Annotated in this window: 11 protein-coding genes; 5 read left to right on the forward strand and 6 right to left on the reverse strand. The window is 41.8% G+C overall.

Annotated features, from left to right (window positions below; all coding sequences use genetic code 11):
• The first annotated feature begins 156 nt into the window (after positions 1-156).
• Positions 157-867 (forward strand): class I SAM-dependent methyltransferase, encoded by a 711-nt coding sequence (locus A0128_RS17800; RefSeq protein WP_069608736.1) that lies wholly within the window; start codon positions 157-159, stop codon positions 865-867.
• Between the two features lie 108 nt (positions 868-975).
• Here A0128_RS17800 and A0128_RS17805 read toward each other — a convergent pair whose 3' ends face one another.
• The 4 genes from A0128_RS17805 to A0128_RS17820 all read right to left on the reverse strand — a co-directional run bounded on the left by A0128_RS17805 (position 976) and on the right by A0128_RS17820 (position 8,467).
• A complete protein-coding gene (locus A0128_RS17805; RefSeq protein ID WP_069608737.1) occupies positions 976-5,166 on the reverse strand; it encodes an adenylate/guanylate cyclase domain-containing protein in 4,191 nt (1,396 codons plus the stop codon).
• 116 nt (positions 5,167-5,282) lie between these two features.
• Complete coding sequence (locus tag A0128_RS17810) at positions 5,283-7,007, reverse strand: GMC oxidoreductase (protein ID WP_069608738.1); 1,725 nt, start codon at positions 7,005-7,007, stop codon at positions 5,283-5,285.
• A 27-nt stretch (positions 7,008-7,034) separates the two neighbouring features.
• Positions 7,035-7,469 carry a hypothetical protein gene (locus A0128_RS17815; RefSeq protein WP_069608739.1) on the reverse strand — a complete coding sequence of 145 codons (435 nt, stop codon included), beginning with the start codon at positions 7,467-7,469 and terminating at the stop codon, positions 7,035-7,037.
• A complete protein-coding gene (locus A0128_RS17820; protein WP_069608740.1) occupies positions 7,463-8,467 on the reverse strand; it encodes a hypothetical protein in 1,005 nt (334 codons plus the stop codon). Before A0128_RS17820 ends, A0128_RS17815 begins: the two co-directional genes overlap by 7 nt.
• A 370-nt stretch (positions 8,468-8,837) precedes the next feature.
• Between A0128_RS17820 and A0128_RS17830 the strand changes: the two genes are divergently transcribed.
• Positions 8,838-11,357: a SpoIIE family protein phosphatase gene (locus A0128_RS17830; protein WP_069608742.1), complete on the forward strand. Its 2,520-nt coding sequence runs from the start codon at positions 8,838-8,840 to the stop codon at positions 11,355-11,357.
• Positions 11,358-11,603: 246 nt separating this feature from the next.
• Entirely contained in the window at positions 11,604-12,536 is a 933-nt protein-coding gene (locus tag A0128_RS17835) for a cation diffusion facilitator family transporter (protein WP_069608743.1), read from the forward strand.
• Between the two features lie 50 nt (positions 12,537-12,586).
• On the opposite strand, the gene A0128_RS17840 is transcribed toward A0128_RS17835, so the two are convergent.
• Together A0128_RS17840 and A0128_RS17845 are read right to left on the reverse strand one after the other, a co-directional pair.
• Positions 12,587-13,090 carry a PaaI family thioesterase gene (locus A0128_RS17840; RefSeq protein WP_069608744.1) on the reverse strand — a complete coding sequence of 168 codons (504 nt, stop codon included), beginning with the start codon at positions 13,088-13,090 and terminating at the stop codon, positions 12,587-12,589.
• A complete protein-coding gene (locus tag A0128_RS17845; protein ID WP_069608745.1) occupies positions 13,077-13,670 on the reverse strand; it encodes a TetR/AcrR family transcriptional regulator in 594 nt (197 codons plus the stop codon). The genes A0128_RS17840 and A0128_RS17845 overlap by 14 nt, the downstream gene beginning before the upstream one ends.
• 432 nt (positions 13,671-14,102) lie before the next feature.
• Here A0128_RS17845 and A0128_RS17850 point away from each other — a divergent pair, with 432 nt between their 5' ends.
• Entirely contained in the window at positions 14,103-15,716 is a 1,614-nt protein-coding gene (locus tag A0128_RS17850) for a 7TM diverse intracellular signaling domain-containing protein (protein WP_069608746.1), read from the forward strand.
• A gap of 2 nt (positions 15,717-15,718) precedes the next feature.
• On the forward strand, positions 15,719-16,813 hold the full coding sequence (locus A0128_RS17855) for an MltA domain-containing protein (protein ID WP_069608747.1): 1,095 nt from the start codon (positions 15,719-15,721) through the stop codon (positions 16,811-16,813).
• Positions 16,814-16,834: the final 21 nt, after the last annotated feature.

Raw genomic sequence — 16,834 nt, forward strand, 5'->3', positions numbered from 1 at the left:
GAAATGATCGCGAAATTCCCTTTGGTATTATTTAGATAAAAAATCAAACGAAACCCAATATATAAAAACAAAAGTCGATTCAACCCGTAAAAGCCGATTTTTGAGATATCAACCTACCATCTAGTTCAATACAAAAGAAAAAAGGAACTCACGTAAATGCAACAAAATCAACTTTATATCGATCTTGGATTGTCTGAAGATAAATACAGTCAGGAAGTAATCGCGGGACAACAGGTCTACACGAGTAGTTTTTTAAGAATCTATGATTTAGTAGTTTTGCATATCATCAGTCGATGGTTCTGGCGTTGTCCTCCGCAGAACATGGTCCAACTCTACAATAAACATCTAAGCGCCAATCACCTGGATATCGGAGTAGGAACGGGTTATCTTCTTCAAAAGGCAAAATTCCCGGTGGTAAAACCGAAAATTTCCGTGATGGACTTAAACGCAAACAGCCTCATGGAAGCCCGAAAACGTCTGTCGGATCTCGCCGGAGAATTCAACGCGTATCGAGCCAATATTCTCGAGCCGATCAACACAAAGGAGAAATTCGATTCTATCGGATTGAGTTTTTTGTTTCATTGTGTTCCGGGTGCGATCCGGGAAAAAGCATCGACCGCATTTAAGAATCTTCTTAAAATCCGAAACCCTGACGGAGTGATCTTCGGGTCGACCGCTCTACACGACCTTGGACAAACCCATTATCTTTCTCGAAGAGGAATGAAAAATCTAAATCGAAGAGGAGTTTTTCATAACACACAAGACACCTTTTCCGACTTAGAAGCGGCCCTCAAAGAGAACTTTAAGGACTATGAATTGTATGTTATCGGTGCGATCGCATTCTTCGCGGGAAAAAAGGCGAAGTAAAAGAAGAATCAGCTTGAAACCGGACTTGGATAAGTCCGGCGACGAGTTCAATTTCCGCAAAATCAATACATTCAATAAATTGAATTTTCTTTCGACTTAAAGGAAGATTCAGTAGATCGGATTCGCTTCCAATCGTTTCAGATCCGTCTTCGCCTCAAGTTCCTGAAAAATTCCCTTTGCCATCGAAATACGTTCTTGGTCTTTGAGAAGTTGGCCGATTTCATACAGAGCGGTAGCATATTCCCAGCGATTGAGCGTATTGGAAAGAAAGAATTCAGCTTCTTTGAAGATAGATTCAGCTTTTTTAATATTCCCTGAATAAAATTTTAATTTTCCTTTGAGGACCAATGCGGGGCCGTAAAGATAAGGTAAGGACTTACCCAATTTTAATCCATTCTTTAAACCGTATTGAATGATTTTGGTCAAACTTTTATCGCCGGTTTCTCTTTGTGCATAAAGCGCGGCTTCCGCGAGATAGACGTTTCCGATTTGAAGTTGAGGAAACTTTACTTCACATCTCAAAAATCCTTCGTAACTTCGTTTCGACCAATACGCGGCTTTTTCAGCCCATCCTTCGTAGATCGTAAGTTTGAGAAGTTTATTGATCGTGGAAAGTTCGTTCATCACGTCGTTTTCTCCGGCCGCTCTTTCCGCCTCGAACATCAATCTCTTTTCCAAATCCAACGGATCGACTTCTCCGAGAAGATATCCGAAATACGGAGACCAGATTCGCGTCCATCGCAACTGAAGTTGCGCTCCTAAATCGCTCGCCAATTCACCGATATCATCAAAGTATTTTTTAGCGGTTCTAAAATCGGATTGGAAATAATATAGAAATCCGCCGGAAGAAAGCGCGGAAAGTAGATCCCATTTTTCACCGACTTGTCTATAGATCGCGACCGAATCGTGAAGATACGGAAGACCTAAGTCGGGACGATTTTGCATCATGTAGTAGATCCCGTGAACCAAAAAGCCGATCGCCCTTGCATAAGGATCTCCGGTTTTTTCAGCGAGTCCCATTCCTTTGCTTAAAAAATGTTTCGAAGGCCCGAAAAGATTCAATCCGAAGAATACCTGACCTAACGCACATTCGGCGAGCGACTGGCGGACCGGATCGTCGAATCTTTGAGTCGCGTTGTACTGAGTAAATACGGACCAACCGAATTTTTTGATGTCCTTCATGATATATAACTTAGCGAGAGTCACTAAAATGATACATCTCAGTCGTAGTCTTTCGGCTTTATTCGTGGACGTATAAGAGGAACCAAAAAGAGAAAATCTAAGAACAAAAGGAATTTGTAATACGATTTTAAATATCGTATCCGGCCTGCTTCCCGGCGCTCGAATTCCCGTAAAACGAAGCGCGGTTTCCAGGGTTTCCATCGCTCGCGCGATATCATCCTGTTCTTGATAAACCTGACCCAAACCGGTATAAGAACGTACCTGATTTAAAGTGGATTTGTCTTCCAGACATTCCTGAAAGAGCGCTTCGGCGTTAGAATATTCCCCAAGCTGACGGTGTACGTGGGCCAACTCTTGTTTGATCTCGTAATAAAGATCGCTCTTATTCTTTCCGGCCTGAGCGATCATTTCCAAAACTTGACGATAGTGATAGATCGCATCTCGGTTTGCATATCTGCTTCTTGCTTTACGAGCGGCCATCAAAGAATATTTGGAAGCCTTTTCGTAATCGGCGCATTGCTGATAGTGAAACGCAAGAATGTCGGCCATCTCCACTACGTTATCTTCATTCTCTTCTTCTATAAAGGACGCGATTCGTTTGTGCAAATCCTCTCGCGTAGAATGTAGAAGTGTATTGTACACGATGTCTCTGATTACTATATGTTTGAAAATATACGTAAGCGGATCCGTTATCTCCAGAGGAGTTAGATCCAATCCTTCCAAACTCTGAAGAATATTTTGAATCTCCGAACGGAATTCTACGGGTAGAAGATGATTTAAGGTCTGCACGTTGATCAAACGGCCGATCACGGAAGCGGTCTTTAATACGATCTTCTCCCTTTCTTGTAAACGATCCACACGCGCCAGCAAAACGTCGTTGAGAGTGTTGGGGATTTGAATGTCTCTTGTGGTTTCCGAAGGAGAAAGAGTTCCATTCTCCAATTTTTTCAAAGTTCCCTCTTCGATCAAATTGTGAACGATAGATTCGAGAAAGAACGGGTTTCCGCTGGATCGATTTAGGATCTGATCCAAAAAATCTTCCTGGGTCGTATCCATTTTGAATTTATGAACGAGAAAATCTCTTGCTTCTTCGGGTTTGAATTCTTTCAAACGAATGAGTTCCTCGTTCGGAGCGACGGATTCTTCCGCAAACTGTCCTTCGGGCCGGGAAACCAAAATCAACATCGCCTTCATCGAAGGAAGTCTCGACGCCAATTTTTCCAAAAGACGGCTGGAGAGTTCGTCGATCCAGTGAACGTCTTCGAAAATCAACAAGAGAGGTTTTCGCTCCGCGCGTTCTTGCAAAAGAGAAATGATAATTTCGAAAAGTCTTTCGTTCTTTTGTTTTCTATCGATCTCGCGAGTCAAAGGATCTTCTTCTACAGGAACTCCCATCAAAGCGACTAGCGCTTTCGCCCAGGCGATATCAAACGAATTCAATTTTTCTAATGCACTTTCCGCCTTAGAAACTCGGGTTTCGATAGAGTCGTCTTCAAAGATTCCCAAAAATAAACTAAGCAATTCTTTCCAGGGATAGAATGGGGTAAACTTTTCATAAGGATAACTATAGCCGATGAGGATTTCGACTTCTCTATCATACGCCTGATCGATAAAAGTATTGGTCAATCTGGACTTTCCCAACCCTGCGTCTGCGATGACTCGACATACGACACCACCTTTTTGCATCGAAGTATCGAGCATCTTGTGAAGACGATCGATCTCCTCTTTTCTACCGATCATCGGATCTCTGTATTGAATGAGTAGGCCCGGAATATTTTTTTGTTCACCGGTAAGTTGAAAAACCTTCTTAACGCCGCTTACTCCCTTGAGTTCGATATCCCCGATTTCATGAAAGGTAAAATTCTTACCTAATTTATTTTTGGTTTGTGAATCGATTAGAATTCCAGTTTGTCCAGAGAACGTGGAAAGGCGAGCCGCGATATTCATCATCTCGCCGATCGCGGTAAAATCCTTTCTAAAAGGAGCGCCCAAATCTCCGCAATAGGCCATTCCCGTGGAAATTCCGATTTGAAGATTTTTGGCAGCCGGAAAATTGGAAGCCCCTTCCGTAAGTCGTAACGCAAAACGTGCGGCCAGAGCTTCCTTATTTTCCAAAGCCGCCGGAGCTCCGAAAAGAATCAAAAAGAGCGCGCCCTTATCGGATAAATCGATGAGAACAAAAGTGCCCGTACAAGCGGCTACGATACCTTGTACATATATGAAAAAATCGTTAAAACTTTTAGAATCGGTGCTGGATTCCAATGGAGAATCTATATGAACAAACGCCGCGGCGACTTCTCGATAATCGCCGGAAAACGCCCTGTGAACGTTCGTGATTCTTTGATATAACTCAGGAACGATAAAACGTTTGCAACGTCTGAAAAAACGTTCCGAAGAAATTCTATCCGTCGTCGCTCTAGAAGGAGGAACGTAGTCGTTGTCGATTCTTTCACAATCGATCAAGCGTACAAATTTAGAATTGATACTTTCTCCTGTTTTCGAATCCGGAAGAAGATCCCAGAGTTTTGAGCTGAGAATGATTTCTCCGCCTAACGCTAATTTTTCGGCGGCGATCGACTCGTCGATGGGACCTCCCGCGATCACCGCTCTTAAAAAACGATCCGGATCTCCCAAAATAAATTCGTTATATTCTCCGTAACCGAGACCTACTCTTGCGGGTAAATTTACGATTTCTCCTAAGAGTTGATTGGAACTGTATTCCGAAATCGAATTAAAGATTCCTAATGCACAATTGGCGACGCGTAACGCGGTTTCCGAATCGGTTTCTTCCTCTTTTTTTTCGAAACTTACGAGCACCGAATCTCCCGCAAACTGATAAACGGCTCCTCCCCATTGATGCATGTGTTCCAAAAGGGCGGTGTAGTAATTTGAAAGAACGGTTTGTAATGCGTCGATTCCCCTTGTACCTTTTGCCGCGAGAGCCAAGGTGGTAGGAGTAAAACCGACGACGTCAAAAAAGAGAACCGCGCCCTCGAAGGACTGAGAACGCTGAAGTTTCGATTCGTTGGAATCTGCCAATTTCCGGACTACTGAAGACGGAAGATAAGGTCTGATCAGTTCAAGTGTGTCTTTGATGGATTCCGTTGCACTATTCATAATAATCCTAAAACGAATGTTATTTTTGTTTAATTAATTCTGTAAGGCTGTTAGACGAAGAATTTTGACCAATTATTCCCGGTATTGTCCTTTTGCTTGCAGAATTGTGATTTTTATTAAAGTTTTGGCGTCGGCTTTATTCCGGTAATTCCCTCCGCAACCCGCTCCGAAAGCGCCGCAATCGTCATCGAAGGATTGGCTCCGATCGCAGTCGGCGCAAGACTTCCGTCGGCCACGTAAAGGCCCTGATACGAAAAAACCTGCCCGAACGTCTTCGGTTCCGCGGAAGTCACCGCATTCGTCTTAGAATTTCCGAGGACACAACCACCTAACGGGTGCACGGAGACGTTATTGCGAATCGGCCAAGCCCAAGTCGGCATTGCAAAATGAGCCTTTGCCTTTACGAAGGACGCAAAATTCTTTGTTACATCCAAAATTGCTTCGTAGAGAGGCATACTATTCTTCTGAGGCCATTGCAGTTGCAGTCCTCGTTTTCGATCCAGAACCATTCTTCCGTCCGAACGATCCACCCCCATACAAAGTAAAACCAGAGATGTATAAGAGACGTCCCCTTTCATCAACTCGCTCATGAGATAACCGATTCTTCCGAATATTTTTCCGCTGAGAAAACGTCTGAAAAGTTCTCCTATCATGTGAAAGAAAAATCCGATTCTGAAAATAAACGGAATCGCCGCCTCTGCAAAATATGCAGCAAAGACCGGATAACTCGCGTCCTCAAGAACGAAAGCTTTATTGGGATCAAAATTTTTGAAAAGATTGTAATCGGTATACTGAGTGATCACCGGTCCGTAGTTCGGATCAGCGGGTTGTGTTCCCTTGGTCGCAAAGGAAAGAAAGTCTCCGTTTCCGGAAAATTGTTTTCCGATATGTTCCGAAATATCGGGAAGGGTTTTGTATTCGTCCTTACACTTGAGAAGAAGTTCGGTGGTGCCTAACGTTCCCGCGGAGACCACGACTCTTTTTGTAAGAACGGATTCAAGTCCTCGATTGGTCGAAGATAGATCGAGAAAATAGATTCGATATCCGTGTTCTCCGTGAGCGGACGGATCGTCGTTTCCTTCGGAAGAAACGGGAACGATTTTTTGAACGAGATGTTCCGTACGAACATCGGCTTTGTATTTATTCTCGGCAACAAACAAGTAATTCAGATCCAACGTATTTTTAGAATGTGTGTTACATCCTATATCGCATTCCGCGCAGTAAGTACAGGAAGTCTGAACGGCTCCGTAACGATTTTTTTCCTGAAGTCCGATTTCAGTCGGTTTTTTAAAATCGTTTCCAAAGAATACGTTGATATCGGCGAGTTTGGATTCTCTTCCTTGAGACTTCGCGAACTTTTGATAGAGTTCGGCGCGTACGATTCTTCTTCTTGGATCGTTGTTAAGCGGAATCGGCCGAGACCCCAAAACTTCCTTTACAATTTTATAATAGGATGTAAGGCTTTTCTTTTTTACAGTGGCCGGCCATCTTTCGTCGAAGATATGTTCCGGCGGTTCTAAAAAGACGTTTGCGTAGATCAGAGATCCTCCGCCGAGTCCCGCGGACAAAACTACGTCCATATTCGGATAATTACGAATATCGAATAGACCCGTTTGGTTTAGTTTCGATAGTTTGCCCGGTCTTATTTTTGTCTTATTTTCTTCCGGAACGTTCCAGAAGTTTTTGGCCATATCGTGCGGAGAACGCGGGAAAGAGCCTTTTGGATAACGTTTTCCCCGTTCCAGGATCAAAACCTGACCGGGCCATTTTTTACTCAACCTACAACCGTTTACGGCTCCCCCGAAACCGGTGCCTATCACAACCGCTTCATATTTTTTCATTACAACCCCGATTATTATATTAATATATTAAAATAAACTAAATTCAAAACGATACAGAAGATAAATTCCTATAATCAAGGCTCCCAAAAAGGAGGAAACGGAGAATAGAAAATGAAACTTTTCCCAGTTATCCAAGGAACGAAATCCTTTGTAACTCCGTTTCCAAGCCCATTTTGGAAGGTCTTCCAGTTCATCGCCTAACTTATGAAGATCGAAAATTGTGATCGCCAACAAGACGAGCGTGGAAATCAAAAGGATCGGTTTTATAAATCCGGAAACTCTGCAAAAAAGGTCTTCGAAAAAACCTAAGTTTCCCCAGCACACGAACGTACGCACCGTGACCCAAACCACCAAAATCGGCAAGCCGGCAAAAACGATGAGAATCTCTCCCCAAATCGAATTTCGTTTAACTTTACGTTTTCTCTTTTTACGAGGGTTTTCTTCGTTTACCGCTTCTACCATAAGTCGTCTCCGTTATAAAGTTCGATTTGTTTTCGAGAATCCTCGTCCTGAAAATAACCGAGGGCCTTCCAGACTTCCAAAGAAACGGTTTTATAAACCTTCCAGGATTTTTCGCAACTTGGCGTAATCGGAATATCTCTGAGCGCTACGACCTTTTGAACGTATTCCTGACAATTATCGGCTTTGTATCGATCCTTTTGAATGGGATCGTATTTAGGAGAAGAATCGGAAATTCTCAAACGATTCAATAAGATTTTTCGCATATTGTCTTCGCACTTCGTCCCGAAAATACAATGCCAGGGATTGTCGTTGCCCGTAAGTTGTCTGACTTTAGGGAAATCGTCGTTGACTATGATCTCTTTCAGTTGCGATCGAAAGAGGTTCGGAATTCCTTTCGCGTATTTTTCCCATTCGGTGACTCGATCGTCGCTATGAACGGGATGATCCGGAAGAGTCATATCCGATGCGTGTCCTCTTCCGGTCGGATACATTTTATTAGAATTATGTAATTTACGATGTGCGAATGAATCCCCTAATAGATGAAACGCAAATCCCAAAGCACAAAGTTTTTCAGGTTGTTTTTCTTTTTTAGAAGTAAGCTCGTTTCTCAATCGATCGAGCACGACTAAGGCGACGTTTCTGAGGTGTTCGCTATTACCGCCCGTCAATCCGTGCAAAAGCTGCTGAACTTCCGCCATTCTACCAAGCGTATAACGAGAACCTCGATCCGTAAAAACCCAGAGTAGATATTGAAACGGATGATCGATCGCCAGCTTTCTGTAAACGCCGATCGCATCCAACTCGGGCACTTCATCCGGAAGCTGCGCGCAAAACGCTACGAGCGCCGTTTCTTCCTTTGTCAACGGAGATGGAGTATGAAAATTATTTAAAACGGTTTGGACCGTATAAAAATGACCGTCTTCCTGATACGCACCAAGGCTGTGACATAACAAAAGAAAGGCGATCAAGACGAACTTAGTCAATTTCTTACCAAACATAAATCGACAATAAATGCATCTTTTAACAACAATTGCAACAATAGTTTACTTCCCTGACCTCTTTCTTGACATTTTTTAAGAAAAGTGAGAAACAAAAAGATTCCAAAAATGGAGAATCAAGACATCAAAGTCTTGAGAAAAAGTCGAAACGCCGTTCGTTGCAAAAAGAAACCGAAAGTATGCCGATCGTTTTCAGGTAAAAAATATGCTTGTAAATGCGGCGTTACGTTTCATTCTCCCCTGGGTCTTATCGATTTCCATCCACGGTAGAAAATTCGAAACAATTCCGATAACGAAACGTGCGGGCTATCCTTTATAAAGTCCAAATTATAACGGCTCGAACGGGAAGAGCCTTCTCGATAAAAAACAAATGAATCATCAGTTTAGAACTTTCGCATATACTTTCATCCTGATTCTCCTTTTTCAAACGTCACTTTTTTCGCAAAACTCGATCGATCTGGTAAAGAACTGCGATGAAGAAGGGAGTTGTAAACCCAAGGAATGGAGAATTTTAGATCGATTTGAAAGTCGTTTTTTAAAAGAAGACTTCGTTCCCGATTCCGAATGGAAGAATGTTCAGACGTTTCCGATTTGGGTGAACAAACTCTACTCGCACAATTCTTCCCTTCATACGTTTACCTTTTATACTGAGTTCGATTTACCGAATCGGTTTGTGGAAAGTCCTTTAGAACCTGGAATTCGTTTGGGAGAAATCGGAGAAGTTTTCGAAATTTACATCAACGGCAAAATTATCGCCAAAGAAGGAGAGGTTTCGAAAGAAAAAGTAATCTTTCATAGAACCGTTCGCGGTCAGGTTTATGAAATCGATCGTGAAATTCTAAAACCGAAAGGAAACCGCTTAGTCGTAAAAATTTCGGGAGATCCGAAATACGATCATACCGGATTTTATCTAATCTCGGGATATGAAATCGGATATTATAAAGAACTCATATACAAAGAGCAGGATCGGATCGCCCTCGTTCTGATCGGAATCTATATCACCACCGGGCTCTATCATCTTTTTCTTTTTCTAAAACGAAGAAAGGAAAGACACAACTTTTCCTTCGGTCTTTTTGCCCTTTCGCTCGGACTTTATATTTATACGAGATCTTCCGCGGTTTTTGAAAACCCGATCGATTCTACGACGATCCAAAGAATCGAATTGATCGGATTGTATATTTGTATTTCGAGTTATTTTACGTTTATGAGTCAACTTTTCTACGGAAAAACATTTTCACTGATTCGTTACTATTCGATCTTCAACGCGATCCTCATAATTCCGACTCTTTTTGCGCCGATGTATATCTCCGAATACTTGCTGAGACTTTGGCAAATGGGTGCGATCTTTTACGCGGTGCCGGTTAACTTCTATGTTTTGATCAAGGGTATGCGTCTGAAACTTCCCGCGGCAAAAAGATTGTTTTTGGGCACCGTCATCATCACGTTTACCGCTATCTTTGACGTTTTGGATTCATTGTTTTTTAATACTGGTTTTGCTCTTAGTAAATACGGATTTTTCTTTTACGTGATGGGAATCGCGACCATTCTTGCGGAACGGTTCAGCGAATTACACGCGAAAACCGAAGAACTCAACTCCAATCTGGAACAAAGAGTGGAAGAAAGAACGAGAGAACTTACGGACACTCTCGACAAGATGAGTAAACTCAAGGATCAACAAGACGGAGATTACTTTCTTACTTCTTTGCTCATCAATCCTCTGGGACAAAACAACGCCGAAAGCGAGAACGTTAAGATAGAATTTTTTATCAAACAAAAGAAACAGTTTCATTTTAAGAATCTCCGAAACGAAATCGGAGGCGATCTTTGCAAAACGGAAAGTATCATTCTCAAGGGAAGAAGGGTCACCGTATTTTTCAACGCGGACGCGATGGGAAAATCGATGCAAGGGGCCGGCGGAGCTTTGGTCTTGGGCGCGGTTTTCAAATCGATCATCGAAAGAACCCGTTTCAGCGCTTTTATGAAAGATCTTTATCCGGAACGATGGTTGAAAAACGCATTCATAGAATTGCATAGAGTTTTTGAAAGTTTCGAAGGTTCCATGCTGGTTTCGATCGTACTCGGAGTCATCGAAGACGACACCGGCTTTACATACTACATGAACGCGGAACATCCGTATTCCATTCTCTATCGAGACGGAATCGCTTCCTTTTTGGGCGAGAATGTTTTTTACAGAAAACTCGGATCCCAACTCGTAGAAGGAACTCTTTCCGTTCAGACGTTTCAGTTTATGCCGGGAGACATTCTCTTCAACGGATCGGATGGAAGAGACGATATTCTTTTAGAAAACATCGACGGCAAAAAGAATATGAACTACGATGAGACAAGAATTCTTCGCATAGTGGAAGAATCCAAAGGTGATCTGGAAAGAATCAATTCTCAACTCGAAAGAGAAGGAGTTCTTACCGACGACCTTTCCATTATGAGAATTGAATGGAACGGAACTGTTCCCAAAAGAGTAAAGATCAAACTCGCCAAAAAGGATAAGAAGTCCTTGGATAAATTTTTTACCGAAATCAGAGACGGAAGACAGGCCCATCCGGCCGCGGTAAAGGAACTCAGCTTGGCTTACTTTCGTTTGAGAGAATACGACAAAGCATCTTTTTGCGCGCATGAATATTTGAAAGCGGTTCCTTCCGACGATAGTATGCTGGGATATACTTCTCGAATGTTGAGAAAATCGGGACAAATGAATCAGTCCGTCGACGTCGGAGAACGTTTGCGAATTCGAGATCCGAAAAACGTCCGAAATCTGAGGAATCTCATTCGAGCTTACAAAGGATTAAACAACGCGGAAAGAATTATCAAGTTAGAAGAAATTCTCAACGCTACCGTTTCTAAAAATAAAAATCCGAAATCGATTCCTCTTTGATTTTTCCGTTTCAAAACTGAAATCCGAAGCAGAACGGAGCCATTTCATTCTTTCGATCATAAGAAATCAATTGCAAACGTCCGAAAATTCGTTTAGAAAAGTCTAATAGAAACAAGTCCTCAAGGATAAAAACAAAACGAAGATCTCTTAAGAGAATCCATTCTCAACAACGAATATATTTTTCTATTTACATATCGGTGGAGCCTCTAATCTGGGAATAGAACTCCAACTCAATTCGGAAACAATATGGGCCATCATCACTCACATCACCATTCTCACGATCATTCTCATCACGCCCATGACCATCATCAAAGCTCGAGTAAAGCGTTGATGATCGCGATGACTTTCAATCTTCTCTACGCGGCGATCGAGGCGGGAATCGGATTATGGTCCGGGTCTCTGGCTTTGTTATCGGACGCGGGACACAATTTGATGGACGTGAGTTCTTTGTTTCTCGCTTGGATTGCGATCAAACTCCAGCAAAGAGCTCCTTCTCCCGGCTTTACTTACGGTTTAAAAAAATCTTCGATATTAGTCAGCCTTCTCAATTCCATTCTTCTTTTTGGAACCTTTGCTTTCATTGTCTACGAATCGATTGAAAAACTATCCAGACCGAATCCGGTTTCCGGCGGTATGATCGCGATCGTCGCTCTTGCGGGAGTTTTTGTAAACTTCTCGACTTCGTTTTTATTTCACAAAAGTAAAGACAAGGATTTAAACATGAAAGGAGCCTATCTGCACCTGCTCGCAGACGGATTGGTTTCTTTGGGAGTGATCGGTTCCGGTTTGTTGATTCAATGGAAAGGAATCTATTGGATCGATCCTGTGACCGGTCTTATCATCGGTTTGATCATCGTCTACGGAAACATCCCGCTCTTTAAGGAAAGTCTTCGATTGAGTTTGGATTCCACTCCCGACACAATTCATTCCGAAACGGTTGAAAAAAAACTCAAAGCCATCGACGGAGTATTAAATATTCATCATGTTCATATCTGGCCTTTGAGCACGACAGAAAATGCGCTGACCGCCCATCTCGTCTTAAAAAACGATCTTTCTTCGGATCGAAGACGAAGTATCAAATCGGAAGCGCGAACAATTTTAAAAGAACTTCAAATCGCGCACGTAACCTTGGAAACCGAGGAAGAAAGGGAGAATTGCAATCAGATCGATTGCAAATGACTCGGTCTTCCGATCCGATTTACAAAGATTACGGCTTTATAATATATATTCTATTCTTCTTGCTCTTGTTTTCCGCTCATTCGTTTCAACATAGAATCTTGTAAAATCAACATACTCGTAGTGGAAGTCGCGATGAGTTTCTTTTTCGGATTGCGAACTTCAGCAAGCATGGTCAACATCGCAGGAGACTTAGCGACAACCCTGGCTTCGATTTCGATATATTCGTCTCGCGGTGCAAACGATCTAAAAAATTGAGTGGAAAGATCGGTGGTAACACAGGGCCTTTTTGCGGTGATATAGGAAAGCGGTCCGAACGTGTTATCCAAAGCCGTGCAGAGCATTCCGCCTTGAAACATACCGATCGGATTCGCAAAACGCGCGTCATACGGGAAACGAACCAGAATTCTTTTCGATTCGATTTCCAAAAATTCTCCTTTCATTTCTTTAAAAGACTTCGGCGGAACTTCAAGGCTGATCCCGAATTCCTTTGCCATTTTTGCGGACATTCTATTGAGTTCTTCGTTAACTTTTGTAATCGTATCAGTGGCCGGCATTTTTATGCTCCTTAATTTGAATCATCGATTTGAGACTTTTGATTATCCTAGGAAAATATTCCCTATCTTTACGAATTCTTGCGATTTGCATCGCACCTTGAATCGCGGACATAAACAAGTCCGCGGTTTCCTTAGAATGTAACGGAAGAATAAAGGATCCGTCTTTGACACCGTCGTTTAGAGTTTGAATTAGAAAATCTCGATGCTGATTGTGAAGGACCAAAGCTTTGTCCCTGATCGGTTGTGTGAGAACGTGATATTCGCTACCAACAACGCCGAAAGGACAGATCTTTTCATTTTCCCCTGTATAAGCCTCGTAGAGTTTAAACAGTCCAAATAAACGAACTCTCGGAGGTCTTCCTTTTAGATTTTCCGTATATTCTTCAAAATCCTTGTAAAAGATTTCCAGAAGTTCCAAACCCAATTCTTCTTTCGAAGAATAGTGATAATGAATACTGGACTTCTTAATCCCCAAATCATCCGCTATGTTTTGAAAGCTGAATGACTGAAATCCAACGCTCTGAAAGTAATCCCTGGCGAGATTTACGATCTTTTCGCTTGTATCTCCGACGAGTTTCATTCTAATCTCAAACCTACCTACCAGTAGGTAGGCAGTCAAGAATTTTATACTCAAATACCGTTGAAATTTTCTTCCAAGGAAGGTGAAACTTCGTTGTGGAAATTGATTTTTTTTTCAGTCTAAAAGAGCGCCGAAGGCCTGACGAATTCGAAATTATTTTCCACTTCGCTTAATCAAAATCGGATTAACGGAAATTAGAATTCGTTCCCATCTAAGAATCCGATTCCCTCACGCTTCGAATTTTGATTTTTAAGAGAGTAGAAAAAGTCAGCCAAATTATTTGGAACTCTTGACTGGAATAGTAGCTCTTGATAATATTAAACCGCTTGAGTTCTCGGCTTAGAAGAATGTAAAGAAAACATAGACTAACGACTGTTTTCAAACGTTTCCGATCTTCTAATAAGAACTTTAAATAAATACAATTTTATTAGAATGTTCTATCGTTTCACAAAATCAAAAATCATGGTAAGGATCCGTTTCGTTCTATTCCTTATAATTTTAGGATTCGCTTCGCCTAATTCGCTTTATTCGAATCCTCAAACTGAAATCTGCGAGTTCGGAAAAATCGAATTTGCAACCGATCCAAATCCTAACAACTCGATCCCTTTGAAACCAAAGACTGATCTCCCTTATTCGGAACTCAAAAAACCGTTTTTAAAATTCGGGTTTATAAAAGAGGCAGTTTGGGTAAGATTTAGCATCAAAGAATATCCGCGATCGAGATGTTTTTTAAGAATTCCTCAAGTCACCTTAGACGCGGCGTCGGTATTCTCCAATTCCACGATTCAAATTTCAGGAGATCGATTTCCTTATCCGGAAAGATCCGTGGACGATTACTATCCCGTTTTTCACTTGGAACCTTTGGAAGATAGCAACGCGGAAAATATTTATTATCTCTGGGTCCAGACTTCTTCCATTATCAACTTTCCTTTGCTTTTAGAATCCGGAGTGGAATATGAAAAAGGAAGCTATTATAGAAATCTAAGTATTCTTTTCACGTTGGTGCTCAGTCTTTTTATCTCCTTACTCACCGGATTTGTTTATCGTCAGACCTTAGATCCGATCTATTTGAATATCGTCGGATTTTTGATTTTTGTTTCTCTCGAAGGCTGGGCCTGTTTTGCAAGCGGCTACAAATATCTCTGGCCTATGTTTCCGGAATTTCAAAATATAACACCTCCTCTTTTTGCGTTACTCGCTCTTGGGTGCTCGGTGCATTTTATGTATCAGTTTCTTTCAGCGACCTCGCTTCCAAAAATCTTCCTAAGAATGTTATTGGGAGGATCTTTTATCGTTCTATTTTTAGCGATCTATACTTCTTTTCTTTCTTATCGTCCGCTCGCGGTTCGAATCTTTGCTTGGACTTATATCGTTGCCTGCACTCTGATCATCATCTCTACTATTTTAGTATTTGCCTCGTTTCGACCGGCGAGAAAGATCACGCTCTGTATGATTCCGATTGTGGGGAGCGTAATGATTACACTTCTTTACTATTTGGACGTAATTCCTTATAACGAATACGCGGTTCACGCCTACGTTCTTGCGCTTCCAACGGTATATGTCGTTGTGATGATCAGCTTATCGGATCGTGAAAAGTTCGTTAGAAGAAAGTCCTTAAGCCGGGCTTATGACATACAACAGTTGCAGGAAAAACTAAGAAAGCCCGATCGGATCGCGGATCCCGATTCTAAAAACAAGGCCCCTTCTCTTCAATTCAGCTTGGATCATCTATTTAAAGTGGAAAGAATATTTAAGAATCCGGAACTAACAAAGGAAGACTTGGCGAGTATTTTGAGAATCACACCTTTCGATCTCGAACAATTCATTCAAGAATCCACACAACTTCCTTCTTTCGAAAGTTATACGAATCAATACCGAGTGGAAGAGGCAAAATATCTCTTAAAAACGAGAAAGGATCTAAAACACCTGGATGTAGCCAGGAGATCCGGATTTATTTCGGCGAGAGAGATGGAAAAATATTTTAAAACATTTACCGGGATGACACCTTCGGAATTCAAACTGATGATCGATCCGGAATCCATCTAAGAATGCCTGTAGTTATTATTTTTATTATATTCTTTTTTTATAATTTTATAAATTTGAATGCAAAAGAATTGGAGGAATCCGGATTTGTACCGGTAAACAAACCGCCCGATCTACAAAAGATCGAAGACATAAAAACCTTAGAACGCGCCTTTCAAGAATCAAAGCTTTACTTTGAAAGATTACCGGCGAAATGGAAAACAAAACTCCACAAAAATTCTTACAATAAAGAAGATTTTCTGAGTTCCTTGGAGAAACTAAGAAGAATTTTAAAACAGAAAGATTCGGAAAAAAGAAAAATTGAATTCCAGAAATCATTTTTTCTTTTGGAAACCGCCGATCCAAACGAAGGAAAAATCACAGGATATTACGAAGTTATTATAGAAGGTAGAAACCGACCGGAAGGGGAATTTGCTCATCCCGTCTTGGGAACACCTTCCGACTTAGTCGTAAAAAAACGGGGAACGGAAAGGGTGGTAGGAAAGATCGTTAACGGAAATTTTCTTCCCTATGAAAGTAGATCCGAATTGGAAAATCCTTCTTCTTGGAATTCCAAAACCAATCCGATCGCATTCGTAAAAATTGTGGATCTTCATCTGGCACAACTGGAAGGTTCCGCGGTCGTTCAAACTCCCAAAGAAGACGCGTTTCGTATAACGTATGCTTCCGATAACGGAAAGAATTATATCAGCCCGGCCGAATCGTTGAACGGCGTTTGTCAAAGCCTGATTCCTTCCGATCTGAGAAACTGCATCTTAGAACATCCTCAGGAAGTAAAAGCGGCGATCTTAAAAAATCCTCGGTATGTATTCTTCCAAAAAGAGTCTTCGGCCCCGAGAGGAAGCGGCGGAATCGAACTCATTCCAAAAAGATCGGTCGCGATGGATCCGAATATTCCGCTGGGCATCCCGGCCTTGATTTCCTTTGAATCTCCTTCCGTCGCCGAAGAGAACCGTTTGGTATTCGTTCACGATCGAGGATCGAAGATAACGGGACACGGACGACTGGATTACTTTTTAGGGACGGGTAAGAAGGCCGAAGACCAAGCAGGACGAATTCAATCCCCAGGAAGAATCCTCTTAATTCTGCCGAAGAAGTAAACATTTTATTCAAAGAATCTG

It is taken from the genome of Leptospira tipperaryensis, assembly GCF_001729245.1.
GTDB lineage: Bacteria > Spirochaetota > Leptospiria > Leptospirales > Leptospiraceae > Leptospira > Leptospira tipperaryensis.

Excerpts from the sequence above, each read along its gene's own strand:
- A0128_RS17800 (WP_069608736.1), top strand. The coding sequence starts at position 157 with ATGCAACAAAATCAACTTTATATCGATCTTGGATTGTCTGAAGATAAA.
- A0128_RS17805 (WP_069608737.1), bottom strand. The coding sequence starts at position 5,166 with ATGAATAGTGCAACGGAATCCATCAAAGACACACTTGAACTGATCAGA.
- A0128_RS17810 (WP_069608738.1), bottom strand. The coding sequence starts at position 7,007 with ATGAAAAAATATGAAGCGGTTGTGATAGGCACCGGTTTCGGGGGAGCC.
- A0128_RS17815 (WP_069608739.1), bottom strand. The coding sequence starts at position 7,469 with ATGGTAGAAGCGGTAAACGAAGAAAACCCTCGTAAAAAGAGAAAACGT.
- A0128_RS17820 (WP_069608740.1), bottom strand. The coding sequence starts at position 8,467 with ATGTTTGGTAAGAAATTGACTAAGTTCGTCTTGATCGCCTTTCTTTTG.
- A0128_RS17830 (WP_069608742.1), top strand. The coding sequence starts at position 8,838 with ATGAATCATCAGTTTAGAACTTTCGCATATACTTTCATCCTGATTCTC.
- A0128_RS17835 (WP_069608743.1), top strand. The coding sequence starts at position 11,604 with ATGGGCCATCATCACTCACATCACCATTCTCACGATCATTCTCATCAC.
- A0128_RS17840 (WP_069608744.1), bottom strand. The coding sequence starts at position 13,090 with ATGCCGGCCACTGATACGATTACAAAAGTTAACGAAGAACTCAATAGA.
- A0128_RS17845 (WP_069608745.1), bottom strand. The coding sequence starts at position 13,670 with ATGAAACTCGTCGGAGATACAAGCGAAAAGATCGTAAATCTCGCCAGG.
- A0128_RS17850 (WP_069608746.1), top strand. The coding sequence starts at position 14,103 with ATGTTCTATCGTTTCACAAAATCAAAAATCATGGTAAGGATCCGTTTC.
- A0128_RS17855 (WP_069608747.1), top strand. The coding sequence starts at position 15,719 with ATGCCTGTAGTTATTATTTTTATTATATTCTTTTTTTATAATTTTATA.